We start from the raw sequence: 24,361 nt of genomic DNA, 5'->3' as shown, positions 1-24,361 counted from the left end.
GGAATGGACAAGGCTTTGCAAAGTGGCAAAACCGTCGGCAGGCCCGACGCCAACCGGCTGCTCGACTGGTATGACCGGCATCACCGATCATTACCGTGGCGTGTTGCCCCTCCAGACGCCAGGCTGGGTGTGCTTCCAGACCCTTATCAGGTCTGGCTGAGTGAAATCATGCTTCAGCAAACCACGGTGTCTGCGGTCAAGGACTATTTTACCAGATTTGTTGGCCTCTGGCCCACGGTAGAAGCACTGGCACAAGCCGGGGAAGACGAGGTTCTGAAGGCCTGGGCCGGTCTTGGTTATTATTCTCGTGCCCGCAATCTGCATAAATGTGCAGGCGTGGTCTGTGAACGGCATGCGGGCCGGTTCCCCGAAACCGTCGACGCACTGAAGGCATTGCCCGGCATTGGCGACTATACCGCCGCCGCCATCGCCGCCATTGCCTTTGATGAACCCGCGACGGTGGTCGATGGCAATATCGAGCGGATCATTTCGCGGCTTTGCCAGATAGAAGAGCCTCTGCCGGGGGCGAAAAAGCCGATCCGCATAAAGATGGCCGAACTGACACCCGAGAGCCGCCCCGGTGACTTCGCGCAAGGCATGATGGATCTTGGTGCCAGCCTTTGCAGCCCGAAAAAACCGGCCTGTTCCCTCTGTCCCTTCACCGGCTGCTGCGAGGCTGAAGCTGCGGGAACTATGGAGCGCTTTCCTGTGAAGGCCCCGAAAAAGGAAAAGCCGACCCGGCGCGGTGCGGCCTTTCTCATCAAGCGACAACAGGATGGCGCGATCTGGCTTCAAAAGCGCCCGGACAAAGGGCTGCTGGCCTCCATGAGTCAGGTTCCGACCAGCAATTGGTTCGATAAAAAGGAAGGGGAGGCATTTACACCGGATACAGCCCTGTTCTCAGCACCCGAAGGACTGGACTTCAGGAAAAGGACCGGGCAGGTGCGTCACACCTTTACCCATTTTCATCTTGAGCTTGATGTCTATGAAGCCGATACAAACCGTTCACAACCAACCCCGGATGGCTGGTGGTCGGAGCCGGCGGCGCTGGCTGGCGAAGCCCTGCCAACCGTGTTCCGCAAAGTGCTGGATCTGGGCCGATGAGAAAGCCAAAGGCAAACCGCTATAGCCGGAACGATGAACTTGCGGATATTCTTTTCCTGATCCGTCGGGCCTTTGCCTATATGGACGGGCGTATCGATCCTCCCAGTTCCATGCACAGACTGACGGTGGAAGACATCGCCCGACAATGCAAAACCGGTGAAGTCTGGGCCTTGGGAAATCCACCCGAGGCGTGCATTTTTCTCACTCCGAAAAGTGACTGCCTGTATCTGGGCAAAATGTCTGTCGTTGAGGAGGCTCGGGGCAGGGGACTGGGGCGCGGCCTCATAACCCTTGCAACAGAGCGTGCAAGGGCTATGGGTTTTCCGTGTCTGGAACTCCAGACGCGCATCGAGCTGGTGGACAATCACCGCATCTTCGAAGCCATGGGGTTTGAGAAATGTGGCGAGACAGCCCATCCGGGCTATGATCACATAACCTCGATCACCATGCGCAAGCGGATCGACTGACGCTGAAACTGACGCTGACCCCGACCCCGATCCCGACATTGACACTGACGTTGAAACTGACACTCAGAGGCCGACCATGACCAACCGTTTCGCTCCCATGCCCGAAGCTCCCTACTATGCGGTTATCTTTGCCAATCGCCTCAAGGCCGATCATGACGGTTATGAAGACATGGGCGAGAGGATGTTTGAACTTGCCATGGCCCAGCCGGGCTGCATCGGGGCAGAAAGCACCCGCGATGAAAGCGGCTTCGGGATCACGGTCTCCTATTGGCAGGACGAAGCAAGCCTTCTTGCCTGGAAAGCCAATATCGATCACCTCGCAGCGCAAAGGTCCGGCATGGAGAAATGGTACGAGCATTATCGCTTGCGTGTCGCAAAGGTAGAGCGAGGCTATTGCGGACCGGAAGGCCGAAATCTGGCACTCTGACACCCGCTTGCAAGCAAAGGGCTGTTGTTCCATTCGTCAGACTATCTGCGCCAAAACGCGGCAATGCTTCCGCTCTTGCCCTCTGGTCCGCGTGACATCGCCATGCTGGATTTTCCCGAGCGGCGCTTATCTCTGACTAAAGTCAGATGAAACTTGCTTTTCTCGGATTTCTGACTAATGTCAGCGACATAAGCAGAAAGTGAAGTGGTGAGAATGGGAAGTTGACCATGCTGAAAGATTCAATTGCGCGGACAAGGCGTTTCCACCGAGCGGTGACAACAGAAGCCGGTGTTCTTGATGCGTCTTTTCTGGGCCGGGGGCGCCCGCTCGGTCCGGCCCGTGTGCTCAATGCGATTGGCCGGGGCATCAGCGATGTTGCTGAAATACGGAAATATCTCCGGCTTGATTCCGGCCTTATGAGCAGGCTTTTGCGCGGACTGGAAGAGGAGGGCCTCATTACCGTTGAGACCAGCGACAGCGACGGCCGCCGCAGATATGCGCATTTCACCGAGGCGGGATACGCCGAGTTTGCCGCCTATGAAGCCCTTTCAGACAAGCAGGCCGCCGATATCATTGCACGGCACCCGCGACCGGAAATCCTGCTGGAAGCCATGGATATTGTCTCCACGGCTCTTGGTTTTGATCGGACCGTCTTTGAAGAGGTTTCCCCGCTCGATCCCCGCGCCATAGCCTGCCTTGAAGCCTATTATTCGGAATTGGCGCAGCGACTGGAAAACGGCTTTGATGTGTCCCTGTCCGCCGATCCTGAAGCCCGCGACATGGAACGTCCCAGAGGGAGCTTTTTCATCGCTCTGTCAGATGGCATGCCCATCGGCTGTGTCGGCCTCAAGGGAACGGACAAGGGCTATGCCGAAATCAAGCGGCTCTGGGTGTCGCCGTCTGCAAGAGGCATGGGGCTTGCCCGCACCATGATGGAAAAGGTCGAGCAAGCAGCGGTGCCGTTGGGCATAAACCTGTTGCGGCTTGATACCAACAGCGTGTTGCACGAGGCCGTCGCCATGTATCAAAAGCTTGGCTGGCGGGAAATCGAGCGTTTCAATGAGGATCCCTATCCGGACTTTTTCTTCGAAAAGAGGCTTCAAGCCGAGCAGAAGTAGGGGCATACAGGGATAAAGGGCAGGAAAAGAATAAGGCGTTCGAAGACCGCCCCGCCTTTATCCCTTAAAAGGAGGATGCCTTTTAAGACAGGGATAAAGGGCAGGAAAAGAATAAGGCGGTCAAAGACCGGCCCGCCTTTATCCCTTAAAAGGAGGATGCCTTTTAAGACAGGGATAAAGGGCAGGAAAAGAATAAGGCGTTCGAAGACCACCCCGCCTTTATCCGTTAAAAGGAGGATGCCTTTTAAGACAGGGATAAAGGGCAGGAAAAGAATAAGGCGGTCAAAGACCGGCCCGCCTTTATCCCTTAAAAGGAGGATGCCCTTTAAGACAAGGATAAAGGGCAGGAAAAGAATAAGGCGGTCAAAGACCGCCTTAGTTAGGTGAAAGTCAGGGTCGCAGTCAGGTTGGATCAGGGCCCTATCGCCTGCTACGCAAAACAAATGGCAGACGAATATCGGGTCTTGAACCAGGTTTCACCAAAAATGGAACTCAGAACATCTCCTTGATTAAGTCTTGCACATGCGCCCGCTTGGCGAGCCCATCGAAACAGTTTGGTCTTCAGGCTGCGTCGCGAACAATCTGGCGCAAGGCGTCGATCGGTTCGCGCGTCCCTTCCTTGTCGAAATACCAGTAGGTCCAGCCGTTGCAGGCATCCAGTCCCTGCACCAGTGCCCCCACTTTGTGAATGGAACCGGTATGGGCCCCGGAAATCAGGGAACCATCGGCTCGAACCATGGCAAAATACTTGCCCGCCTTGTCGGTGAGCACGGATCCGGGTTTCAGAAGCCCCGCTTCGAGCAAGCGCCCGAACGGAATGCGCGGCTCGGCGCGTTTGCCCTTGGAGACTTTCAGCGCCCCGTCATTGACCGGCTCGACCGCATCGATGCGTGTCTGGGCGGCCTTGATATAGTCGGCATCCCGCTCGATGCCGATGAAATGGCGGCCAAGTTTCTTGGCGACAGCACCCGTGGTGCCGGTGCCAAAGAAGGGGTCGAGAATGACATCCCCCGGTTCCGTCGAAGACAGCAGAACACGGTAAAGGAGGCTCTCGGGCTTCTGGGTCGGATGGGCTTTCTTGCCGTCATCCCCTTTGAGCCGTTCGTGGCCGGTGCAGATCGGCAGGGTCCAGTCCGAGCGCATCTGCACATCGTCATTGAAGGCCTTCAGTGCTTCATAATTGAAGGTATATTTGGCATCCTTGCCACGGCTGGCCCAGATCAGGGTTTCATGCGCATTGGTAAAGCGCTTGCCGCGGAAATTCGGCATCGGATTGGTCTTCAGCCATACCACATCATTGAGCAGCCAGAAATTGAGATCCTGCATGATTGCCCCGACGCGGAAGATATTGTGATAGGAGCCGATCACCCAGATCGAGCCATTGGGCTTGAGCACGCGACGGCAGGCAAGCAACCAGGCCCGCGTGAAAGCATCATAGGCCTCGAAGCTGTCAAACTGGTCCCAGTCGTTGGTCACGCCATCCACCTCGGACTGATCGGGACGGGTTAGACCGCCACCCAGCTGCAAATTATAGGGAGGGTCGGCAAAGATCGCATCGACCGAATGTTTGGGTAGGCTTTCCAGCTGGGCAATACAGTCGCCCCGGAGGATGGTATCAAGCCGACCGGCAAGATCGGCGTCGGACATGTCGTAACTCGACGCAACGGAAACTCTTGAACGCATACGCACACTCAACTCGACTTGAACTAAACTGTTTGGGGAGAAATTTGATCTTGTGCCCCTCTGACCTTCATCCTGAGCCAACATGGTAAACCATGGGTTAAGCAAAACTCGTCCTCGTCCATTTTTCAGGTTTTTTGACCAAAACGCTCACAAAATTCAAAAAATTATAGATAACAAATGGTTAACGAGAGGGGGCGTCGGCTCTCGCCTTTCTTTTGGGCCGCGCCAACGCGATGAAATGGCAAGGAAGGGATCTGCTTTCGGAAAGGTTGCAATCGGAAGGCGCAAGACTTTCCGCCGCGCAAGTCTTTCTTTTTAAAGAAAAACAGACCAGGATTTTCCCAAAATTGCCGCATTTTTTACTTTACTGTTGTCTCATGGGCTTAGTGACTGGTGCGACTTCGCAAATCAGCTTATCAATGACGATAGGGCAAATATCTTGCCCTCGCAGATTACGGGGACGACCCGTTCAGGGTCGCAATGATGCGAATTCAGTCGTGTGAAAGGGAGCGGCTGTTGATGAGTGACGACAAGGATAGCAAATCGGCTGGCAGTGAGCCTCGCAAGCGCAAGGCAGCGGTCACGGGCAAGCCCCCGAAGAAGGGTGTTGTTCAGCTTCGCGATGTCATCGGATCATCGCTTACCCCGCTTTGTCGCAAACAGGGCTTTGCCTCTGCCGATATTCTGCGCTACTGGGGTGAGATTGTCGGGCCGCAATTTGCCGATTGTACCGAGCCGGAACGCATTCGCTGGCCAAGACGCAGCCAGGAAGAAGGTTTCAAACCCGGCACTCTGGTGCTGCATTGCGAGGGGGCACGGTCTGTCTTCTTGCAGCATGAGCAGGCGGTGATCATCCAGAGGGTAAACGCCTATTTCGGTTATCCTGCGATTGATCGCATCCAGATCCTGCAACGCCCGGTCCATGCCAAACCCGACCGGCGACCGGAGCCGATCCGGCCTCTGACCCGCAGCGAAGCGAGCCGGTTGGACACGCAGCTTGAAGGGTTCAGCGATACGCGTATGGCCGCAGCGCTGCGACGCCTTGGTCACGCAGTCCTGGCCAAGGAATAGGCCTGAGGGCCAGATCAGGGCCAAATCAGGGATTGAGAGCGGGAATTGCGTGCCGCTCTCGCCTGGCCGTCTTTCTGCTTTCACGGACAATCTGAATCCCGCACATAGCGTGCCTTCACCCATCCGCTTGTGACGCCTTCGCCACTGTAATGGGTGACCGGGCACCAGCGGGCTGACCAGAGCCGGGTGCTTGGAACGCAAGGGGCATCAAGATGGATGATGCCATGGCTCTGCGGTCTCAGTTGATCGACAACCGGAGCCTGGGCGGAGGCTTGAGCACGCATATTGAGCACATCCCAACTGGCGACATTGACGACAAAAAGGCAACCCGGTCCCGAAGTGGCATGGCCTTTGGGAATATGAAGGCCCAAAAGGCATCCCGGAAGCATGGCAGACAAAACAGCAAAAGACATGGCTTTTTGCCAGGCAGAGCCTGTACTGTTACATATCGTGATCATTCTTTCCCCCTCTGGCAGTTGAATAGTTTCAATCTATTGCACTAACATATGACATTATGTCTCAGTGTCTTGCCACAAGGGCAAGATTGGCTTGTCATCGCACCTTAAGAGATTTATGTCTGCACCAATTAAATAGGCTGAGAGTCTCATGACGAAGAACCAACCCGGTACGATCGACCAGCAGCTATGCTTCTCCCTCTACTCTGCCTCACTGGCAATGACACAACTCTACAAACCCCTGCTTGAACCCCTTGGGCTGACCTATGCGCAATATCTGATCATGCTGATCCTTTGGGAAAAGGATGGCATCAGTCTGAAAGATATCGGCGAACGGCTTGGCCAGAAATCCGGTGCCTTGACCCCCGTCCTGAAGCGCCTTGAACAGGACGCTCTCGTCGAGCGCATTCGCGATACCAGGGATGAACGGGCGCTTAGCATCAAGCTTACCACCAAGGGCGACGCGATGCGACATGAAGCGGCCAGCGTTGGCCCCTGCATAGCCCGCGCCTGTGGCATGCCCCTGCCGGATCTGATTGATCTGAAGGCAAGGCTTGATCTTCTGCGAAGCAATTTGCACGCCGGGCAGGAATGACGGGTCGGAAAAACCTATCGCAATAATTATTTTATGGAATTCCTGCAAAAGGCCCCTTGACGCCGCCAGAATAAAGCCTATTTGTTATTGCGATAACTAATTATGGCCTGTCTCTTGTAACGGCTGGGCCAGATTGGCGACAATCGACCCGGAAACAGGGAACGCGGTGTTGATTGCAAAAGCAATGCCGACAAGGAGAAAGAAGATGAAGACACTTTACAGCACCAGCGCAACCGCTCTCGGCGGGCGAGAAGGCAGCGCGAAATCGCAGGATGGCAAACTGGCCGTCACTCTGGTCACTCCGAAGGAACTCGGTGGTCCCGGCGGTGAGGGCACCAATCCCGAGCAACTCTTTGCAGCCGGTTATGCCGCCTGTTTTCTCAGCGCCTTGAAGCTTGTTGCATCCCAGGACAAGATCAAGCTGACCGATCCGAGCATTACCGCAACTGTCGGCATCGGGCCGAATGAAAATGGTGTCGGATTTTCTCTCAAGGTTGATCTCGTCGCCGATCTTGCTGGCCTTGATGGCGCAGTTGCCTCGGCTCTGTTGGAAAAGGCCCATCAGGTTTGCCCCTATTCCAATGCGACCCGCAACAATATCGAGGTTTCCGTCTCTGCCAAACAGGGCTGAGTTGCAACAGGAATGAAACAAAAAGGCGTCGTATTCTGCGACGCTTTTTTTTTGCAAGATCCAATTAGGGCATGTCATCTCAGACAGCGGTTGATACGGTCTGCCTCTGCCTCTGCCTCTGCCTCTGCCTCTGCCTTCTGTTCAGATCCGGCTCTTCTCGCTGAAATCGTGACGCGGGTCACACCTTGATCATTTACATTTGCTATCGCCAACCCCATCTGGATTGAAATAAGGCACACGTTAAGCGGATTCAAATTCTTGCCACACCATTTTGCCGAAGGGGGCTGACAATGCCGACTGCCAAGGAATTCTGGGAAACCGAAGCGGACAAATATGTCGCGCGGCCCATCGCCAATATGCCTGCCTACGAGATGACCATGGAGCGAACCCGCGCCTATCTCAAGCCCGACGACAAGGTGCTGGAGATGGGATGCGGTTCAGGCAACACCGCCATGTTGTTGTCACGCCATGTCAGTCATATCTGGGCCAATGACCTTTGTTCGCGCTTCATAGAAATCGGAAGTAGCAAGGCAAGGGAAAAGAATATTACCAATATCGACTTCATCGAGGGGGACATCATGGCCCCCGAGCTTGACAACCACGCTCCTTATGACTGCCTTCTGGCCTTCAATCTCATTCATCTTTTCAAGGATATTCCCGGCGCGATTGAGCGAATGCACGCGCTAATCAAGCCTGGCGGCATTTTTATCTCGAAAACCGGGTGTCTATCAGGCATGCGAGGCTTGCTGCGCATTCCCATTGCTATTATGCAGGTGTTTGGGAAAGCACCGCATGTGAGCTTTGTTTCCGCCAGCAAGCTTGAAGCGATCATGCGCACGCAAGGGTTCGAGATTCTGGAGTCACGAACCTTTCCAAAGGCCGGGGGATCGCAATTCATCATTGCGAGAAAGCTCTGAGTGAATGGTGCGCAGAAAATGGCACGTTGTTGAATAACCGGATTACAAATTTGTAATCTAAGACATTATGTCGCAGCTTGCCCCGACGCTGCCAAAATGTGATTGATAGATAAGATCAGAAAAGAAAAATGGATCGTCCTACCCCTAAGGAAAAAACAGGATGATCAGGCCGCAACTTTTAAGGAAGACATCATGGCTTTGAACCGTAGAGATTTTCTTGTAACTGGCGTAAAGGCGACGACGGCACTGACCGCAATGGCAAGTTTGCCGCTTTTCATGGCCGCCCCGGCAGCAGCGGAAAGCTATCCTATCGATGAATTGCTTGAGACCGTTGAGCTCAAGTCGGTGGATCCAAAAACCAATGAAGTGACGATTGGGAAGCTGGAAGACATCACTTATGGCAAGGAAGATGCTCCGGTCGTGATCGTCGAGTATTTTTCGTTGACTTGCAGTCACTGTGCCCATTTCCATGAGACAGGGTTCAAGTTCATCAAGGAAAACTATATTGACACCGGCAAGGTCCGCTATATCGCCCGCAATTTCGTCTCCGACGATCTTGCGCTCGTCGGGGCCATGGTCACCTACAAGATCCCAAGTGGCCGACGCACGGCAATGCTTGATCTGTTGCTCCGCCAGCAGGAAAAGTGGGCTTTCTCCAAGGATCCGCTCGTAAATCTTCAGCGTCTCGCAAAATTTGGCGGTTTCTCTCAGAAAGCGTTCGAAGAAGCGACAAAAGATCAGGATCTTGTCAACGCGCTTAATGCGTCACGCAAGCGTGCGAACAGCGAGTTTGGCGTAACGGCAACACCGACCTTCTTTGTCAATGGTGAGAAATATGTGGGTGCCATGTCCGACAAGGATTTTGATAAGATTCTCCAGCCTCTGATCTAGCATCACGATATTTGGCAAATCCGACTTTACCGAAAAGCGCAAGGCGTGCCACAATCCCCGGGAAGGGAAAATGGCGCGCCTTTTTGATTCGGTCCCTGGAATCTGGCGGTCAAGGCCGGAGAGGGCACGATGAAATTCACCAAATTGCGGTTGCTTGGCTTCAAGTCCTTTGTCGAGCCCATGGATTTTGTCATCGAGAGCGGCCTGACCGGGGTCGTCGGGCCCAATGGCTGTGGCAAGTCCAATTTGGTGGAAGCCCTGCGTTGGGTGATGGGGGAAAACAGCTATAAGAACATGCGTGCCTCCGGTATGGACGACGTGATCTTTGCCGGATCCACCAATCGTCCCGCCCGCAACACCGCCGAAGTCACCGTTTATCTCGATAACAGCGACAGGACTGCCCCTGCCGGTTTCAACGACAGTGACGAGTTGGAAATCATCCGCCGGATCGAGCGCGAGAGCGGCTCGAACTACAAGATCAATGGCAAGGATGCCCGCGCTCGCGATATTCAACTGCTCTTTGCCGATGCCTCCACCGGAGCCCGCTCTCCCTCGCTGGTCGGGCAAGGCCGGATTGGCGAGATCATCGGCCAGAAGCCGACCCAGCGGCGCAGCCTTCTGGAAGAAGCTGCTGGCATTTCCGGGCTTCACAGTCGCCGTCACGAGGCAGAGCTGCGCCTCAAGGCTGCCGAGACCAATCTCGAGCGCCTCGAAGATATCATGGCGCAGATCACCACCCAGCTTGAAGGTCTGAAGCGTCAGGCGCGGCAGGCCAGCCGCTATCGGAACCTCTCCGCCGACATTCGTGCCGCCGAAGCGACCCTTTATCATTTGCGCTGGCAGCGCCTTCTGGACGAAGAGCAAAAGGCAAGGGCGGAAGAGCATGCGGCAAGTCTGAAAGTGGCAGAAGCGGCCACGGCACAAGGCGCAGCAGCTCGCGAGGAAGCGGTGGCCAATCACGCCCTGCCAGACTTGCGCAACGCGCAGGCCGAAAAGGCCGCCGCCCTTCAACGCCTGACCCTTGCTGCACGCGAACTTGATAATGAAGAAAAACGGGTTGAAGAGAAGCTCAGGGATCTTGCCCGCCGCATCGAGCAGCTCAAGGCGGATAAGCTGCGCGAACAGCAATTGGTCGCCGAGAATGCCGATCTTCTCAAGCTGCTCAACGAGGAACGGGCGCAGTTGCTTGGCGAAGACAAGTCAAGCGTCGAGACCCAGAATGCGGCCAACCAGACCCTCAAGCAAAGCGAGGCGGATCTTGCCGAAGCGGAGAGCCACACCAGCAGCCTGACCTCACGCCTTGCCGAGGCCGAAGGGCTGGCCCGACAGCTGCAACAGGCAACAGAGGCCGCGCGCGGACGGCTTGCCCGCCTTTCCAACCAGCGCGCCCAGACTGAACGGGATCTCGAGCGCATCACTCAGGAAATGGACAAGGACAAGGGGATTGAGACCCTGCGCCAGCAGGTCGAGGACATGAGTGCCAGCCTCTCAAAACTCGAAGAGGAAACCGAGGCCGCCAGTTCCGAGGTGGCAAAGGCTCGCGGGTCCGAGACCGCAGCCCGCCGGACGCGGGCCGAAGCGGAAAATGCATTCAACCGTCTCGATACCGAGGCCCGCACCCTTGCCAAGATCGTCGAGGCGGGGCAGGACAAGCGTTACCCTCCCATTCTTGACAGTCTCAAGGTGGATGCCGGGTTCGAGGTCGCTCTGGCCGCTGCCCTGGGCGACGATCTCGATGCGCCGATGGATGCTGCCGCCCCCCGTTTCTGGGGCGAGATGGTCCGGGCCGATGATGATCCTGCCATGCCCCATGACCTGCCGCTTCTCGGCTCCCACGTAACGGGACCCGAACGTCTCAAACGTCGCCTCGCCCAGATAGGCATTGTCAACAAGAGCCTTGGTACGGGACTGCAAAAGCTGCTCAAACCCGGCCAGCGGCTGGTCAGTCGGGAAGGGGACCTTTGGCGCTGGGATGGCCTGTCCATTGCCGCCGGAGCGCCAACCCCCGCAGCCCAGAGGCTGGAACAGCGCAATCGTCTTGAAGAACTGGAGGAAAGCCTCAGCGAGGCCGAAGAGCGGCTTGACGTGGCTCGTCAGGCTTTTCAGGAGCAGCGCTCATTGGCCTCGCAAAAGGCAGAGGCCGAGCAAAGTGCGCGTAATCGCTGGCGCGATGCCCAGAAACGCCTGAGTTCCCTGCGCGACAGCCTCAGCAAGGCCGAACGCGATGTCAGCCAGATCATGGCCCGCAAGGCAACGCTCGAGGCAACCCTTGGCCGCCTGGTCGAAGAGGAAGGCGAAGCGAAAAAGGCACTTGAAGACGCTGAAAGGCAACAGAAGGAGCTGCCCGACTTTGCACATCTGGAACGCGAGCGCGATCAGGCAAGAGCCGTTCAAAGCGAAAAACGGTCCATTCAGGCCGAAGCGCGTGCCCATTTGCAGGGCCTGATACGCGAGGCGGAGTTGCGCGGCAAACGGCTTGCCTCCATCGAGCGGGAAAAGGCAAGCTGGGTGGCGCGGGCTGAAAATGCCGGGGCGCAAATCGCCCGTCTCGATGAACGCCTTGCCGAGAGCGAAAAGGAGCTGACCGAGCTGAGCAGCAATCCCGATGAGTTCGCGGTCAAGCGCCGTTCCCTGCTATCAGAAATTGCCAAGGCCGAAAGCGCCAATATGGAGGCCAGCGACAAGCTGGCCGCCGCAGAGCGGGCCGCGATGGAGGCCGATCTCGCCGCCAAGACTGCAATGGAAGCTCTCAGCAAGACCCGCGAGGACCATGTGCGGGCCGAGGAACGCGTGAAAGGCATCAAGGCCCGCAAGGAAGAGCTTTCACGCCAGATTGCCGAAGCGTTGGACTGCGCGCCTGCTGCCACCTTTGGCCTATCTGGCCTTAAAAAGGATGCGCCCCTTCCCACTGTCGCCTCGATGGAAGGCAAACTCGAACGTCTGAAGAATGAACGCGAACGGCTCGGTGGTGTGAATTTGCGTGCCGACGAGGAAGCCGGTGAAATCGCCGAACAGCTCACCTCGATGGAGACCGAGCGTGATGACCTGATCGAAGCGATCAAGAAGCTGCGGACCGGTATTTTCAGCCTCAACAAGGAGGCCCGGACTCGGCTTCTGGCTGCCTATGATACGGTCAACAGTCATTTCAAATCGCTGTTTGAAAAGCTGTTCGGTGGTGGTGAAGCCGACCTGATCCTGACCGACGCCGAAGATCCCTTGCAGGCGGGGCTCGACATCATCGCCCGACCACCGGGCAAGAAGCCTCAGACCATGACCCTGTTGTCCGGTGGAGAGCAGGCACTGACGGCAATGGCACTGATCTTTGCGGTTTTCCTTACCAATCCTGCGCCGATCTGCGTGCTCGATGAGGTTGACGCGCCTCTTGATGATGCCAATGTGGAGCGCTTCTGCACCCTGCTTGAGGAAATGCGGGGGCTCACCGCAACGCGCTTTGTCACCATCACCCACAATCCCATCACCATGGCGCGTATGGATCGTCTGTTCGGTGTGACAATGGCCGAAAGAGGGGTCTCGCAACTGGTCTCGGTCAATCTGGAAGCGGCCGAAGAGCTGATCAGCGACGACGAGGCAAGAGCTGCCATCGCGACCGTGCCGCCGGGCTATCCAAGGCCCTGACGCGCCTTATGCCATTCGATAGAGCACGTGGCGCCGCAAGCGATGCCCATGCTCAAAGGCTGGATGGTCGAAGTCGCCTTGCGGATCATGCTTCAACCCTATTCGTTCCATCACCGCCCGTGATCGTGTATTTTGCGGCACCGTGAAGGAGACGATATTGGAAAGACCAAGGGGGCCGGTTGCATGGACTAGAACCGCCCGGGCGGCTTCCGTGGCGTAGCCAAAGCCCCAGGCGGAGCGTGCCATGCGCCAGCCAATTTCGATCGCAGGCATGAAGGGAGCCTCGAACTTCGGTACGCTAAGGCCCGTATATCCGATAAATTGCCCGCTTTCCTTCACCTCAAGGGCGTAAAGACCGAAGCCGTGGGTTTCAAAATGCGCGATGATCCGCCCGGCCATGGCGTCCGAGTCCGCTTTGGCGATCTGGCCGGGAAGATGCTCCATGACGATCGGGTCGGCATTGAGATCGGCAAATGGCTCAAGATCACTGTCTTTCCATTCTCTGATGAGAAGGCGGGATGTTTCCAGCATGGTGACACTCCTGTGGGTGGAAAGCAAACTGGCGGCAAGGTGCCGCCAGTTCCGTTCGCGTGCAGATCAGGCGCTCAGAACAACACCGAAATCCATGCCATAGTCGGATTCCAGTGCTGCGCCTGTCAGTATGTTGATAAGCTCGATATCCTTGAACCCCAGATCCAACAGCTCCGCCATCAGGCTTTGTGGCGAGAAATATTGCAGCCAGTTGAAGATTTCGAAACTCCCGGTTTGCTCGACAATCAGATAATGGTCGAGCACCAGTTTCTCTCCCTCATAGAGCCAGCAGCGTTGCAGACCGACGTAAGGAGAGGGGGCCCAGAACCCGCCCATCAAGTCTTTTTCGATGACCAGAGACGCTTCCCGCGTGTCGAAAAAGCGCTCCGAGAAGACATCAAAGACAATATGCCCACCCGGTTTGAGCTGAGCTTTCATCTTGGCAAGGAGGCTTCTGCGTTGAGCCGGAGACAAGGCACAATAATCCGCATAGATCAGCAGAACGAGATCCTGCTCGCCGGGCAGCGGATCTTCCAGATAATTGGCAAGCGCGAAGCGGGGCGCCCCGGCATCTTGTCCATAAGTCTGTCGGGCATAGTCAATTGAGGTGGCAGAGATATCGAGCCCGGTCACCCTGGCGCCTTTTTCAGCAAGGCGAGCGGCATAAAGGCCCGGACCGCAGCCAAGGTCACAGACAGCTTTGTCGGAGAGATCAAACCGGTCCGCCAGCCAGTCCGTGATCGAGGTGATACTTGCCGCGCGGCGAGAGGCCACATCATGCTGACCATCAATGTGATAGTTGAGCATTTGGTTGGCAATATGAGGTCGGGTCCATAGCTCCGGTGCGGTATAGCGGCAAAAAGCGTCCGGGCGTTCAGTGAGGGACATCAGTGTGTCAAACATGGTACATCCAGTTTCAGCACATCATCAAAACCGCAGCCGCCAACACATGAAAAGCGGGATCGGCATGCAGATGATGATAGAAATTTTTGAGATAAAAACCCCCATCCGGCAAAAGCGGGACTATCCTGGGGCAAATGGCGCACACCGCATCGGGCTGCACCCATGTCATGCTGAATAAATGAAAGTAAATGTTACCTAGACCAGTATCTTGCACAGTTCAAGAGAAAAAGCATGCGAATTACCACTTTTCTGGCGGCCGGTTTTATGTCTAACCTTGGGTGAAAAGCAGCATGAGGAGAGGCCTTGAAATGACCAACAGCTTGAAAGACGATAGCATGCAACTGACACTCTATATCGCCAACAAGAATTACTCCTCCTGGTCTTTCCGGCCATGGATTGCCCTCAAAGCCAAGGGCATTCCCTTCACCGAGCATTTCCTCCGGTTTGATGAGGCAACCGGTCACGCCCATTTCATCGAATATTCGCCGACCAAAAAGGTGCCGGCCCTGAAGATCGAGCGTGACGGCAAAGACCCTGTCATCATTTGCGAAAGCCTTGCCATATTGGAAGTGCTGGCTGAGCTGTTCCCCGAAGCCGGTCTTTGGCCAGACGATCTGATCAAGCGGGCAGAGGCGCGCGCCTTTGCTTCCGAAATGCATGGCGGCTTTTTCGGTCTGCGCGGGTCCTGCCCGATGAATATGCGACGCCCCGTCAAGCGGCTGGATCTTGATCCCTATAGCGCCGCTGCGGTGGTCAAGAATGTCGAGCGGATCGAACAGATCTGGCGCGGATGCCTTGATGCGTCCGGGGGGCCGTTTCTCTATGGCTCCTTTGGTGCCGTTGATGCGATGTTCGCGCCGGTCATCAATCGGTTTGAAAAATACGAACTCACCGATAGCCAGACTTTCAATGCCTACCGGTCCGCCATGAAGGCCTTGCCCGCCTGGAAGGAATGGGAAAAGGCGGCGCTCGAAGAACCCTGGATCGTGGAAGAGGACGAGGCCTGAGGTGGCTGTTGATGTAAACGGACGCGTGGCTGTGGCGCGGAAGGATCGCGACACGGCCACGTCGTCAAGTGTAGATGGGACGCTGTCTTCCAGGGAGCGGCATCAGGAAACAGGGTTTATCGAGGCCCCGGCGAGAATATGCGTGATGACATCAAGCGTGCCGTCCGTCAACTCGACACTGCCCAGTTGATCAATGGTAATCCAGCAGGCGTCAGCCGCATCATCGCCCGCGTGCGGAATGCGATTGGTGGCAAGCCTTGCCGACTCAGGGCCTGAAGCCGTGCTGTCATCGCCTACGGTTCCCAAAAAAACGGCCAGAACAAAATGCCGCTCGCACCGCTGGTCGCTGTCATGCTGAATGATTTCAACGAGATCTGCCAGATCGTGCGGGATAAAAGAGAGGCCGGTTTCCTCCATCACCTCCCGCTTGACCGCCTCCTTCAGGCTTTCACCGACCTCGACCACTCCACCGGGTAAACTCCATCGACCTTTAAGGGGAGGGTTGCCCCGCTTGACCAGAAGAATCTGATCCTCAAAGCGAACAAGTGCACTGACCCCCAGAATGGGATGATCAGGATAATGGCGAGGCGATTTCATGCGTGATGATCACAATCAAATACGGATCGTCTGCCTTGGGAAAAAGGCCCACAAGCCAGCCATCCATGGCTTTGTCCGGGAGTTAGTCGAACAGACGGTCAACCTCGTCCTGAGCGGTTGGATGATCGATCGCCAGCATCCAGTCGGTTGCGTCTGCGGTGTCATTGATCAGGGCGCTCGCCCTGTCGATAAGAGGACGGATTTCGGTCGAGGCGGTAAAGGCAATGGCTTCGAATGAATGGCTGGAAAGATCACCATTGAGAGCCGAGATCTGTTCAATGAGATTGAAGATTTTTTCGTTGATTTCGGTAATCAACACTTCAAACCGTTCCCGCAATGCCTGTTGGACAGCAGAATATAGCGAGATGGCCAGCTGCTTTTCCTTGAAGGTCGATTGTACGAAATAGTCCGAATAGGTCATGGGGCGCCAGGAAAAGACGTCTTCAGCACAGTCAGGCATGGTCGGCAACATCTCGATCAGCATCAATACTTCATTGAAATGATTGAGATAGTCGGTCGCCAACAAGGTTGCCGGATTGATGTTAGCCTCCAGCAGCACCTCTTTATCAGGGAGGGCGGACATGTCTGACATATTCGAACTCACATACACTTGGTAAAGGGCCCTGACCAGGATCCCCAGACTTTCAAGACCGATAGCGCCACCGCCGATCACTCTTGCCCCATATCCGGTGGCCGATCAGGCTCCTGGTCCTAACAAGACCGTGCAAAAGCATGCACACTTGGCTCAAAGTCCATGGTCAATGTGAAAGACGACTGCAAGTCTGGTTGCCATCGGATCCAAGCATAACCATAAGAGGGTATAGTTTCCAAAAGCTTGACGATAACAAAAGATAATGAAAAAGATGAAGCGCAACAATGCAGAGCCAACAAATGGACCTCAAAAGAGGAATGACATGGCGAGAACACTCCATCTTGTGGCCGAACAGCCCGATTTCGTCCAACTCTTTGGAAAGAATGGCCAATTGGTGGGGATGCATCCCATGCCTGCGCGGCAGGTGATCTCTCCCGGCGAGCCGATTCTGACGATATTGCATGCCAATCAAAGACCTGTTGCGCGGCTCATGAAATGGGCTTTTCTGCCCGACTGGGTCAAGGATCCCGGTGACTTCACCAGCATTTCGAGCGCACGCATGGAAACGGTCGAGAAAAAGCCGTCATTTCGAAATGCCATCCGATATCGCCGATGCCTTGTCCCCGCAACCGGGGTCTGGCAGTTTCCAAAGCGGGGGGCAGAAGCCTGTCAGACACCGCAACTCCTCACTCACCCCGATGGAAAACTCTTTGCCATCGCGGCCATTTGGGAAACCTGGATGGGGCCCTTTGGCGAGGAGATGGACACTGTCGCCATTCTCACCGCACCTGCCAAGGGTGATTTGGCAAAGACTTGTGATCGAGTGCCTCTCGTCATTCGTCCTGCGGACTTCGATCTCTGGCTTGATGTCCTGTCGGGCCGGTTTCATGAGGCCCGTCCGCTATTGCAGCCCGTTACCAGAGACAAGCTTTGGATCAAGGACCTTGACCGGATGATGCAAGAGCAGACAAAGGGGCAATCACAGACAAAGGGAACGGCAAGGAGCCCCGAAGAGGACCGAATTCCACTTCCTGGAGAGCTTGGGTCTGATGATGAAGAGACGGTCAAAGGCGGAAAAAGAGGCAAGCCCCGACAACTGAAGCTGTTTTGATTCCAGCTGTTTTTATCCAAAGCGCTTTTCTTCAGGTGAAATACCTGTCGCTCAATGCCTTTTGCCAAATTGTGCTTGTCGCACCGCGCGTCTCGTGCAGTCCTCCCGCTGGGAGTAGGGCAATAAGCAAGCGGCTTCCAAGATGCAAGCGGCTTCCAAGATGCAAGCGGCTTCCAAGATGCAAGCGGCTTCCAAGATGCAAGCGGCTTCCAAGATGCAAGCGGCTTCCAAGATGCAAGCGGCTTCCAAGATGCAAGCGGCTTCCAAGATGCAAGCGGCACAAGATGGGAAGAGCCACATAAAGAAAAGGCCCCAAGAGATTTCTCTCTCGGGGCCCGTAATCTAACACCTATCTAGGCTAAGCTACGCTTAGATTAGAAAGAACGTTTGATGTACATTTTAGCTGCTACGTCGTCCCAATCAGCAGTGTTGCTGTTGTCGTAGTCAGTTTTCTGGTAACCGATTTTACCACCGATTTCGAGGTTAGCTACAGGAGTGTAACCGAAGCCAGCAGATACGCCCCAGTTTTTGTAGTTTTCGTCGATGTAGTCGATCAAGCCAGCGTCAACACCGAAAGTCAGGTTGTCAGCAACTGCGAAGGAAAGACCACCGGAAACAGCCCATTTAGCATACAGGTCGCCAGTTGCGCCGTTTGCTTTGTAGCCTTTGTCGTAACCACCAGCGATGCCGAAGGTCAGAGCGTCGGTCAGGTTGAAGGTGCCTTCACCGCCGATGAGGAAGCCGAGGTCGGTGTCAACAGCTGCGTTAGCATAACGATGCTGGTAAGCAGATGCACCGAGTTTAACAGTGCCCCAGCCCTGTTTAACTTTCAACAATGCAGCTACGGAAGGCATGGACATGCCAGCGCCAGCAAGGGTGCCGAATGCGTTGTTTGCATCGTAGTCTTCCAGAGCGATCGCAGCGGAAACGCCGTTACCGAAGGAAGCAACATAACCGATAGCGTTCAGGTCGCCATGGCCGATGCCGAAATCATCGTAGTACAGGCCTTCGTTGAAGTCTACGAGAGAGTCGGTAACACCAGCATACAGGCCGCCGATCTGCAGATAAGCTTTATCGAATGCAGTGTTGGTGCCTTTGGTGATGTTGTCTTCGTCGTCGAATTCCATGTGCAGAGCGAGAGTGCCCAGCTCGGTTTCTTCTTTAGCGTCGAAGGTGAAGGTGGTTTCAGTGTAGAAATCAACCAAACGATCGGAACGAGCTACGTTAGAAGAGAAGCCGTGGGAAGAAACACCGAATTCAACTTTACCGGAGATTTTCAGGCAAGTGTCGGTACCAGGAATGAAGAAGTAACCAGCGCCGTATGCATCACATACTTTAACGTAATCTACTGGCTCAGCTACTGGCAGGTCTGCTGCCTGAGCGGCACCACCAGCTACCAAAGCAGCTGCGGAACCAAGGATAAGGCTCTTGATGTTCATGTTTCTGACCTTCATATGTCATAACAAAAAAAATTATTTGCAGTGACCAGTCCAGTCAGACCGTTAGTTCACTGCTTGCGACAAGGTTGACAATACTCGTTTCTCTCCGCGTATCAATCATCTCTCTCGCTTGCCGATATCGGTTTGCCATGACTGTTGCACAAAAAACACAAAACCTGCCTTAGCCCTTGGATTTCTACCGTTTCGTTACCGGGAAGTTAATGTCTGGCATGTGAATTTTGCCAAAAAAATTAGTCCTGATATTGCAGGCTGAGAAACAAAATCGGCTTTTGTCGTAGAATCGCGGATGGATTTGAGCCTGTCAGGGTTAACAAATGTTGTTGCAATTCCATCACTCGGCGTGGGCGGGATTCCAGAATCATTTCCGCATCGAGCGCGAATGCGTCCGCCTCCGGGGATCAGGCAGCCCCATCAATAACAAAACCGCCCTTCCCATTTAAAATGAAAAGAGCGGTGTTCATGTCTGAAAGTGGCGAGATCAGGTTAGCTGCCGGAGCGGAAAGGCCAGAGGCGGGCAAAGAAACTCTTTTTCTCTTTGTTCGATCCTGATTCCTGCGACAGACGTTCCATTTCTGCCTGTACTTCAGGTGAGGTGTTGGTAAAGCGCTCTGGCGGCTGGGTCAGATAGGCGCGTTTTGCCGGATCGCCATTCTGCTGCGACTTGATCAAGGCCAGGCGTTTTTTGACTTCTTCCTGATATTCCCGCATTTCGCCAGCTGCTGCCGGACCTTTGGAGAGGTCTGGTTCCTGAATCGACCGGGCGAATTCGGAAGAGGCCGTGTTGTTCTTGATGATGGAATCGCGCTGCTCGGGCGGCAGGCGCCGGATCGCGGCAAGCAAGGCAGCGCGCTCCTCGTCCGTCATGCTTTCAAGACGTTCATTATAGAGTTGGCGCAAGGTGTCGGGATCCTGTGGCCAGTTGGCCTGATTATAAGAAGCCTGCTGATTCACACTTTCAGGATCTGGCAGGGGGGTTCCATCTGGTGGAAGCACCAGCCCGGCCCGCGCCTGATAATCATATGTGGTCTTCTTCTGATCACCGGGAAGGGCGCCCAGAAGGTTGGTCACATCGCCCAGCAATTCCTTTTCATGGGTGACGCCGGTGCCATAGGTTGAGCTGCTGATGCCGGAACAGCCGACAAGACCAAGGCCCAAGGTACCCAGAAGCGTGAGCGACAGCATGGCACGAGATGATGACCTCCAGCCTTCGTGCATACTGCAACCGGTCGTAACAGCTTTTTCCCTGAACTTGATATCAGTCATGACATTTCCGCCTCAATAAAGAAACAGGGCACCCGTTTTCCTGCCCCTTACGCAACCCAACTCGACATGCCACATTAGATGGCATTGGGCCCTAGACATACTTCGTAAAAGGGGGAGAGATCAAGAACTAGCTTGGTCTCAAGCCCCGCCCTTGTATAAGACAAAAGCAATGGCAGTCTTTGCCGGGCCCTTCCAGACCAAGACTAATCATCCCTTTGCGGCATCTTTGCGGCTGGAATCGCCATCTTCTGGACGATTTCCGTTCCCGCTTGTGCCAAAGAAGCTTTCATAAACAAGCAAAAGCGCACCCAGTACGATGAACAGGTCCGCAATATTGAACACATACCAGCTGAATGCGCGCCAGTGAAAATGGAAAAGATCCACCACCGCGCCATGCAGAATGCGATCAATCCCGTTGCCGATCGCTCCGCCCATGATCAATCCGAGCGCAAGGGCGGTGAGCCGATCTCTTGTCCGCCAGATCCAGATGGCAAGCACAATGGAAGCGACAAACGCCAGGCCGATGAGAAAAATGCGACCGATCTCGTCATCCTGTTGCAGCCAGCCGTAGGAGATGCCCCGATTCCACACCAGCACCAGATCAAAGAAAGGTGCCAGCGCCACCGGCCCATGCAACCGCATGACCTCTTCGATCTGGTAGATCCAGAGCATCCAGAGTTTTACGGCCTGATCAAGCGCAAGGCCAATGAAGGCTGCGAGATAGCCTGTCGTGCGGTATGACATCAACTCGATTCCGGTTCGGCCAACAATGGGTAAAGCCGGGGAAGAAAGCACCTGTCCCCGGCTTTGTTCATATCAATCAAATGTGTCCCGATTGAGGGGACACCAAAAGCCTCAGGCTGCCTCGATTTCGCGCATGGCAGCGGCATCGCGCAAGGACAGATCCGGATAGTCCGGATCGGTTCCGACCTCTGGCAGGATTTTCCAGCTGCGCTGGCATTTCTTGCCCTCGGCCAGTGTTGGCACAACTCCGACCCCTGCGACTTCCTCTATGACAAACGCGCCTTCGGGAGCCTCGCCCTCGATCAACTCTGCCTGCGAGGTGATCGAGATCTCGGCCAGATCGATTCCCTTCATGGCCGCAAGGATATCCTTGTCGGAAACATAGACCTTGGGAGCGGCTTCCAGCGACGAGCCGATGCGTTTTTCCTTGCGCTCGACTTCCAGCGCCCCGGTGACGACCCGGCGCAGCTTTCTGACGCGCTCCCATTTTGCGGCCAGTTTCTCATTCTTCCAGTCCGAAGGTACGCTCGGGAACTGACGGAAATGGACCGAATCGCTATCGGACGGATATCGCGTCAGCCAGGTTTCTTCCATGGTGAATGGCAGAATTGGAGCCAGCCACACCGTCAGATGCGTGAACAGCTGATGGATGACATAAAGCGAAGCCTTGCGGCGTTCCGAGCTTGGCGCGTCACAATAAAGTGTGTCCTTGCGCACATCGAAATAGAAGGCGGACAGCTCGATGCCCATGAAATAGTTGAGTTCATGCATCACGCGCTTGAAGTCGAAATTGTCATAGGCCTCACGCACCATGGCATCGAGTTCATGAAGACGGTGCAGCATGAGCTGCTCAAGCTCTGGCATATCCTCGACGCAAACCTCGGTGCCGTCATAATGGGCGAGCGAGCCCAGCATCCAGCGGATGGTGTTGCGCATCTTGCGATAGGCATCGGCGATGGTCTTGAGGATTTCCGGCCCGATGCGCTGGTCGTCGGTATAATCGGAACTGGCGACCCACATACGCAAGATGTCGGCCCCGAACTGCTTGATGATATCCTGAGGGGCCACGGTGTTGCCGATGGATTTGGACATCTTGCGTCCTTCCTCATCCATCGTGAAACCATGGGTCAAGACAGCATCATAAGGCGCGCGACCGCGGGTGCCGCAGCTTTCCAGAAGAGAAGAGTGGAACCAGCCACGATGCTGGTCCGTGCCTTCCATATAGAGATCGGCTGGCCATTTCAGATCGTCACGCTGTTCCAGCCAGAAGGCATGGGTCGATCCGGAATCGAACCACACGTCCAGAATGTCCATGACTTGCGTCCATTCAGCCGCGTCATAGTCCGAGCCCAGGAACCGCTCCTTGGCGCCCTCTGCAAACCATGCATCGGCTCCCTCTTCAAGGAAGGTGTCGAAAATGCGTTTATTGACGGCGCTATCCTGAAGAATGACGGTCGGATCGTCTTTCTTGATGAAGATCGTGATCGGCACGCCCCATGCACGCTGGCGCGAGATCACCCAGTCGGGACGGGTCTCGATCATCGAGCGCAGACGGGACTGCCCGGTTGCCGGTACGAAGCGGGTTGCATCGATGGCATCAAGAGCGCGTTTGCGCAGGGTATCCCCCTCGCCATCGATATTGCGATCCATGGCGATGAACCATTGCGGGGTGTTGCGGAAGATCAGCGGTGCTTTCGAACGCCAGCTATGGGGATAGCTGTGCTTGATCTTGCCGCGGGCCAGCAGCGAGCCCACTTCGACCAGCTTGTCGATCACTGCGCCGTTGGTCGTTCCCTCGCCACCCTTGCGATTGAGGATATAATGTCCCTGGAAAAGCGGAACATGGGGGAAATAGGCACCATCTTCCATCACGGTGTGCGGGATTTCAGGCGTGCCGCACTCTACGAAGCGCTCACGGTTGGCTACGAAAACCTCATAGTCATCCGCGCCGTGGCCCGGAGCGGTATGAACAAAGCCCGTACCGGCCTCCTCGGTCACATGGTCACCCGGCAGCATCGGCACGTCGAAGTCATAATAGCCGTCGGTGCCTTCCAGTCCATTGAATGGATGGGCGCACTCGGAGATCTGGGACGGATCAACATCGAATTTGCGCACATACCCCTCGACACGCGCCGCCTTGAAAACGCTCTCGGCCAAGGCATCGGCCATGATCAACTTGTCGCCAACCTTGCCCCAATTGTCATCGGCTGCCTCGGTGATCTCATAAAGACCATAGGAGATTTCCGGAGAAAAACAGATGGCGCGGTTGCCCGGAATGGTCCATGGAGTGGTCGTCCAGATCACTACATCCGCGTCGAGCAGCGCGTCCATCTTGTCTTCGTCAACCGTTCCGTGGATACCGGAGATCGGGAAACGGACCCAGATGGTGAAGGATGTGTGGTCGTGATACTCAACTTCTGCCTCTGCGAGAGCGGTTTTCTCGACGATCGACCACATGACCGGCTTGGAGCCCTGGAACAGCTGGTTTGACATGGAGAATTTCATCAGCTCGTTGGCAATACGGGCTTCGGCATCAAAGGTCATTGTCTTGTAGGGCGTCACGAAATCGCCGAGCACGGCAAGGCGTTTGAATTCCTCGGACTGGATGCCGACCCATTCCTGAGCAAAGTCGCGGCATTCCTGACGGAATTCGATAACCGGCACGGCATCCTTGTTCTTGCCCTTCTTGCGGTATTTTTCCTCGATCTTCCATTCGATTGGCAGACCATGGCAGTCCCAGCCCGGCACATAGTTTGAATCATAGCCGCGCATCTGGAAAGAGCGGGTGATGATGTCCTTGATGGTCTTGTTGAGGGCGTGCCCGATATGCAGATTGCCGTTGGCATAGGGAGGGCCGTCATGCAGCACATATTTCTCCCGTCCGACAGAGCGGTCGCGTAACTGGCGGTAGAGATCCATCTTCTCCCAGCGCTCAAGAATTTTCGGTTCGTTCTTGGGAAGGCCTGCACGCATCGGGAAGTCGGTCTGGGGCAGGAACAGCGTTTGGGAATAATCGCGTTCTTCGGTCATGATCTGTCACTTTCGTGAATGTTCAAACTCCGACGGCACCCTCGAAAAGCGGTTAGTCAATCCAGGCTGCCCATCATGGGCGCTGTCAGGGTCGGTCTTACTATCTGATAGGTTGGGAGGAAGCAACA

Annotated in this window: 23 protein-coding genes; 12 read left to right on the top strand and 11 right to left on the bottom strand. The window is 55.4% G+C overall.

Translation table 11 applies throughout. The annotated features are described in order from the left end of the window. Positions 1–3: 3 nt before the first annotated feature. From mutY to ACHZB8_RS15160, 4 genes are all read left to right on the top strand, one after another. A complete protein-coding gene (mutY, locus tag ACHZB8_RS15175; RefSeq protein ID WP_316861548.1) occupies positions 4–1,104 on the top strand; it encodes an A/G-specific adenine glycosylase in 1,101 nt (366 codons plus the stop codon). Beyond that, entirely contained in the window at positions 1,101–1,571 is a 471-nt protein-coding gene (locus tag ACHZB8_RS15170) for a GNAT family N-acetyltransferase (protein ID WP_316861547.1), read from the top strand. The genes mutY and ACHZB8_RS15170 overlap by 4 nt, the downstream gene beginning before the upstream one ends. A gap of 76 nt (positions 1,572–1,647) precedes the next feature. After that, the gene (locus ACHZB8_RS15165; protein ID WP_316861545.1) at positions 1,648–1,998 is read left to right on the top strand and encodes an antibiotic biosynthesis monooxygenase; all 351 of its coding nucleotides are present in this window, start codon (positions 1,648–1,650) and stop codon (positions 1,996–1,998) included. A gap of 227 nt (positions 1,999–2,225) precedes the next feature. After that, a complete protein-coding gene (locus ACHZB8_RS15160; protein ID WP_316861543.1) occupies positions 2,226–3,116 on the top strand; it encodes a bifunctional helix-turn-helix transcriptional regulator/GNAT family N-acetyltransferase in 891 nt (296 codons plus the stop codon). On the opposite strand, the gene ACHZB8_RS15155 is transcribed toward ACHZB8_RS15160, so the two are convergent. Both ACHZB8_RS15155 and ACHZB8_RS15150 read right to left on the bottom strand, forming a co-directional pair. Further along, entirely contained in the window at positions 3,098–3,559 is a 462-nt protein-coding gene (locus ACHZB8_RS15155) for a hypothetical protein (protein ID WP_316861541.1), read from the bottom strand. The genes ACHZB8_RS15160 and ACHZB8_RS15155 overlap by 19 nt on opposite strands. A 118-nt stretch (positions 3,560–3,677) precedes the next feature. Beyond that, a complete protein-coding gene (locus ACHZB8_RS15150; protein ID WP_316861601.1) occupies positions 3,678–4,763 on the bottom strand; it encodes a site-specific DNA-methyltransferase in 1,086 nt (361 codons plus the stop codon). A gap of 555 nt (positions 4,764–5,318) precedes the next feature. On the opposite strand from ACHZB8_RS15150, the gene ACHZB8_RS15145 reads away from it, so the two are divergent. Beyond that, on the top strand, positions 5,319–5,870 hold the full coding sequence (locus tag ACHZB8_RS15145) for a DciA family protein (RefSeq protein WP_316861540.1): 552 nt from the start codon (positions 5,319–5,321) through the stop codon (positions 5,868–5,870). An 80-nt stretch (positions 5,871–5,950) separates the two neighbouring features. Here ACHZB8_RS15145 and ACHZB8_RS15140 read toward each other — a convergent pair whose 3' ends face one another. After that, on the bottom strand, positions 5,951–6,328 hold the full coding sequence (locus tag ACHZB8_RS15140) for an SH3 domain-containing protein (protein WP_316861539.1): 378 nt from the start codon (positions 6,326–6,328) through the stop codon (positions 5,951–5,953). Positions 6,329–6,476: 148 nt separating this feature from the next. On the opposite strand from ACHZB8_RS15140, the gene ACHZB8_RS15135 reads away from it, so the two are divergent. From ACHZB8_RS15135 to ACHZB8_RS15115, 5 genes are all read left to right on the top strand, one after another. Further along, the gene (locus ACHZB8_RS15135) at positions 6,477–6,920 is read left to right on the top strand and encodes a MarR family transcriptional regulator (protein ID WP_316861537.1); all 444 of its coding nucleotides are present in this window, start codon (positions 6,477–6,479) and stop codon (positions 6,918–6,920) included. Between the two features lie 205 nt (positions 6,921–7,125). Continuing rightward, complete coding sequence (locus ACHZB8_RS15130; protein WP_316861536.1) at positions 7,126–7,551, top strand: organic hydroperoxide resistance protein; 426 nt, start codon at positions 7,126–7,128, stop codon at positions 7,549–7,551. Positions 7,552–7,841: 290 nt separating this feature from the next. Further along, positions 7,842–8,468 carry a class I SAM-dependent methyltransferase gene (locus ACHZB8_RS15125; RefSeq protein ID WP_316861535.1) on the top strand — a complete coding sequence of 209 codons (627 nt, stop codon included), beginning with the start codon at positions 7,842–7,844 and terminating at the stop codon, positions 8,466–8,468. 192 nt (positions 8,469–8,660) lie between these two features. Then, on the top strand, positions 8,661–9,359 hold the full coding sequence (locus ACHZB8_RS15120; protein WP_316861533.1) for a thioredoxin domain-containing protein: 699 nt from the start codon (positions 8,661–8,663) through the stop codon (positions 9,357–9,359). A gap of 129 nt (positions 9,360–9,488) precedes the next feature. Beyond that, positions 9,489–12,995 (top strand): AAA family ATPase, encoded by a 3,507-nt coding sequence (locus ACHZB8_RS15115; protein WP_316861532.1) that lies wholly within the window; start codon positions 9,489–9,491, stop codon positions 12,993–12,995. A gap of 6 nt (positions 12,996–13,001) precedes the next feature. Here ACHZB8_RS15115 and ACHZB8_RS15110 read toward each other — a convergent pair whose 3' ends face one another. Both ACHZB8_RS15110 and ACHZB8_RS15105 read right to left on the bottom strand, forming a co-directional pair. Then, positions 13,002–13,526 (bottom strand): GNAT family N-acetyltransferase, encoded by a 525-nt coding sequence (locus ACHZB8_RS15110; protein ID WP_316861530.1) that lies wholly within the window; start codon positions 13,524–13,526, stop codon positions 13,002–13,004. A gap of 66 nt (positions 13,527–13,592) precedes the next feature. Beyond that, a complete protein-coding gene (locus ACHZB8_RS15105) occupies positions 13,593–14,429 on the bottom strand; it encodes a methyltransferase domain-containing protein (protein ID WP_316861528.1) in 837 nt (278 codons plus the stop codon). A 308-nt stretch (positions 14,430–14,737) separates the two neighbouring features. Between ACHZB8_RS15105 and ACHZB8_RS15100 the strand changes: the two genes are divergently transcribed. Next, the gene (locus ACHZB8_RS15100) at positions 14,738–15,436 is read left to right on the top strand and encodes a glutathione S-transferase (RefSeq protein ID WP_316861526.1); all 699 of its coding nucleotides are present in this window, start codon (positions 14,738–14,740) and stop codon (positions 15,434–15,436) included. Between the two features lie 102 nt (positions 15,437–15,538). Here ACHZB8_RS15100 and ACHZB8_RS15095 read toward each other — a convergent pair whose 3' ends face one another. Together ACHZB8_RS15095 and ACHZB8_RS15090 are read right to left on the bottom strand one after the other, a co-directional pair. Continuing rightward, entirely contained in the window at positions 15,539–16,033 is a 495-nt protein-coding gene (locus ACHZB8_RS15095; RefSeq protein ID WP_316861525.1) for an NUDIX hydrolase, read from the bottom strand. Between the two features lie 82 nt (positions 16,034–16,115). Then, positions 16,116–16,625: a hypothetical protein gene (locus tag ACHZB8_RS15090; protein ID WP_316861523.1), complete on the bottom strand. Its 510-nt coding sequence runs from the start codon at positions 16,623–16,625 to the stop codon at positions 16,116–16,118. A 322-nt stretch (positions 16,626–16,947) separates the two neighbouring features. On the opposite strand from ACHZB8_RS15090, the gene ACHZB8_RS15085 reads away from it, so the two are divergent. Then, positions 16,948–17,736 (top strand): SOS response-associated peptidase, encoded by a 789-nt coding sequence (locus tag ACHZB8_RS15085; protein WP_316861522.1) that lies wholly within the window; start codon positions 16,948–16,950, stop codon positions 17,734–17,736. Between the two features lie 374 nt (positions 17,737–18,110). Here ACHZB8_RS15085 and ACHZB8_RS15080 read toward each other — a convergent pair whose 3' ends face one another. The 4 genes from ACHZB8_RS15080 to ileS all read right to left on the bottom strand — a co-directional run bounded on the left by ACHZB8_RS15080 (position 18,111) and on the right by ileS (position 24,233). After that, on the bottom strand, positions 18,111–19,175 hold the full coding sequence (locus ACHZB8_RS15080) for a porin (protein ID WP_316861521.1): 1,065 nt from the start codon (positions 19,173–19,175) through the stop codon (positions 18,111–18,113). A 504-nt stretch (positions 19,176–19,679) separates the two neighbouring features. Next, positions 19,680–20,459: a hypothetical protein gene (locus tag ACHZB8_RS15075; protein WP_316861519.1), complete on the bottom strand. Its 780-nt coding sequence runs from the start codon at positions 20,457–20,459 to the stop codon at positions 19,680–19,682. Positions 20,460–20,666: 207 nt separating this feature from the next. Next, positions 20,667–21,203, bottom strand: a complete 537-nt coding sequence (gene lspA / locus ACHZB8_RS15070) for a signal peptidase II (protein ID WP_316861517.1) — start codon at positions 21,201–21,203, stop codon at positions 20,667–20,669. A 111-nt stretch (positions 21,204–21,314) separates the two neighbouring features. Beyond that, a complete protein-coding gene (gene ileS / locus ACHZB8_RS15065; RefSeq protein WP_316861515.1) occupies positions 21,315–24,233 on the bottom strand; it encodes an isoleucine--tRNA ligase in 2,919 nt (972 codons plus the stop codon). Between the last annotated feature and the right edge of the window lie 128 nt (positions 24,234–24,361).

Source organism: uncultured Cohaesibacter sp. (assembly GCF_963556055.3).
In the GTDB taxonomy this organism is placed as follows: Bacteria; Pseudomonadota; Alphaproteobacteria; order Rhizobiales; family Cohaesibacteraceae; genus Cohaesibacter.
Note: the sequence above shows the minus strand (reverse complement) of the source record. Positions and strands in the feature narration are given on the sequence as shown.

What these genes read in the sequence shown, in the direction of transcription:
- mutY (WP_316861548.1), top strand. Translation starts at nt 4, where the DNA reads ATGGACAAGGCTTTGCAAAGTGGCAAAACCGTCGGCAGGCCCGACGCC.
- ACHZB8_RS15170 (WP_316861547.1), top strand. Translation starts at nt 1,101, where the DNA reads ATGAGAAAGCCAAAGGCAAACCGCTATAGCCGGAACGATGAACTTGCG.
- ACHZB8_RS15165 (WP_316861545.1), top strand. Translation starts at nt 1,648, where the DNA reads ATGACCAACCGTTTCGCTCCCATGCCCGAAGCTCCCTACTATGCGGTT.
- ACHZB8_RS15160 (WP_316861543.1), top strand. Translation starts at nt 2,226, where the DNA reads ATGCTGAAAGATTCAATTGCGCGGACAAGGCGTTTCCACCGAGCGGTG.
- ACHZB8_RS15150 (WP_316861601.1), bottom strand. Translation starts at nt 4,763, where the DNA reads ATGTCCGACGCCGATCTTGCCGGTCGGCTTGATACCATCCTCCGGGGC.
- ACHZB8_RS15145 (WP_316861540.1), top strand. Translation starts at nt 5,319, where the DNA reads ATGAGTGACGACAAGGATAGCAAATCGGCTGGCAGTGAGCCTCGCAAG.
- ACHZB8_RS15140 (WP_316861539.1), bottom strand. Translation starts at nt 6,328, where the DNA reads ATGATCACGATATGTAACAGTACAGGCTCTGCCTGGCAAAAAGCCATG.
- ACHZB8_RS15135 (WP_316861537.1), top strand. Translation starts at nt 6,477, where the DNA reads ATGACGAAGAACCAACCCGGTACGATCGACCAGCAGCTATGCTTCTCC.
- ACHZB8_RS15130 (WP_316861536.1), top strand. Translation starts at nt 7,126, where the DNA reads ATGAAGACACTTTACAGCACCAGCGCAACCGCTCTCGGCGGGCGAGAA.
- ACHZB8_RS15125 (WP_316861535.1), top strand. Translation starts at nt 7,842, where the DNA reads ATGCCGACTGCCAAGGAATTCTGGGAAACCGAAGCGGACAAATATGTC.
- ACHZB8_RS15120 (WP_316861533.1), top strand. Translation starts at nt 8,661, where the DNA reads ATGGCTTTGAACCGTAGAGATTTTCTTGTAACTGGCGTAAAGGCGACG.
- ACHZB8_RS15115 (WP_316861532.1), top strand. Translation starts at nt 9,489, where the DNA reads ATGAAATTCACCAAATTGCGGTTGCTTGGCTTCAAGTCCTTTGTCGAG.
- ACHZB8_RS15110 (WP_316861530.1), bottom strand. Translation starts at nt 13,526, where the DNA reads ATGCTGGAAACATCCCGCCTTCTCATCAGAGAATGGAAAGACAGTGAT.
- ACHZB8_RS15105 (WP_316861528.1), bottom strand. Translation starts at nt 14,429, where the DNA reads ATGTTTGACACACTGATGTCCCTCACTGAACGCCCGGACGCTTTTTGC.
- ACHZB8_RS15100 (WP_316861526.1), top strand. Translation starts at nt 14,738, where the DNA reads ATGACCAACAGCTTGAAAGACGATAGCATGCAACTGACACTCTATATC.
- ACHZB8_RS15095 (WP_316861525.1), bottom strand. Translation starts at nt 16,033, where the DNA reads ATGAAATCGCCTCGCCATTATCCTGATCATCCCATTCTGGGGGTCAGT.
- ACHZB8_RS15090 (WP_316861523.1), bottom strand. Translation starts at nt 16,625, where the DNA reads ATGTCAGACATGTCCGCCCTCCCTGATAAAGAGGTGCTGCTGGAGGCT.
- ACHZB8_RS15085 (WP_316861522.1), top strand. Translation starts at nt 16,948, where the DNA reads ATGGCGAGAACACTCCATCTTGTGGCCGAACAGCCCGATTTCGTCCAA.
- ACHZB8_RS15080 (WP_316861521.1), bottom strand. Translation starts at nt 19,175, where the DNA reads ATGAACATCAAGAGCCTTATCCTTGGTTCCGCAGCTGCTTTGGTAGCT.
- ACHZB8_RS15075 (WP_316861519.1), bottom strand. Translation starts at nt 20,459, where the DNA reads ATGACTGATATCAAGTTCAGGGAAAAAGCTGTTACGACCGGTTGCAGT.
- lspA (WP_316861517.1), bottom strand. Translation starts at nt 21,203, where the DNA reads ATGTCATACCGCACGACAGGCTATCTCGCAGCCTTCATTGGCCTTGCG.
- ileS (WP_316861515.1), bottom strand. Translation starts at nt 24,233, where the DNA reads ATGACCGAAGAACGCGATTATTCCCAAACGCTGTTCCTGCCCCAGACC.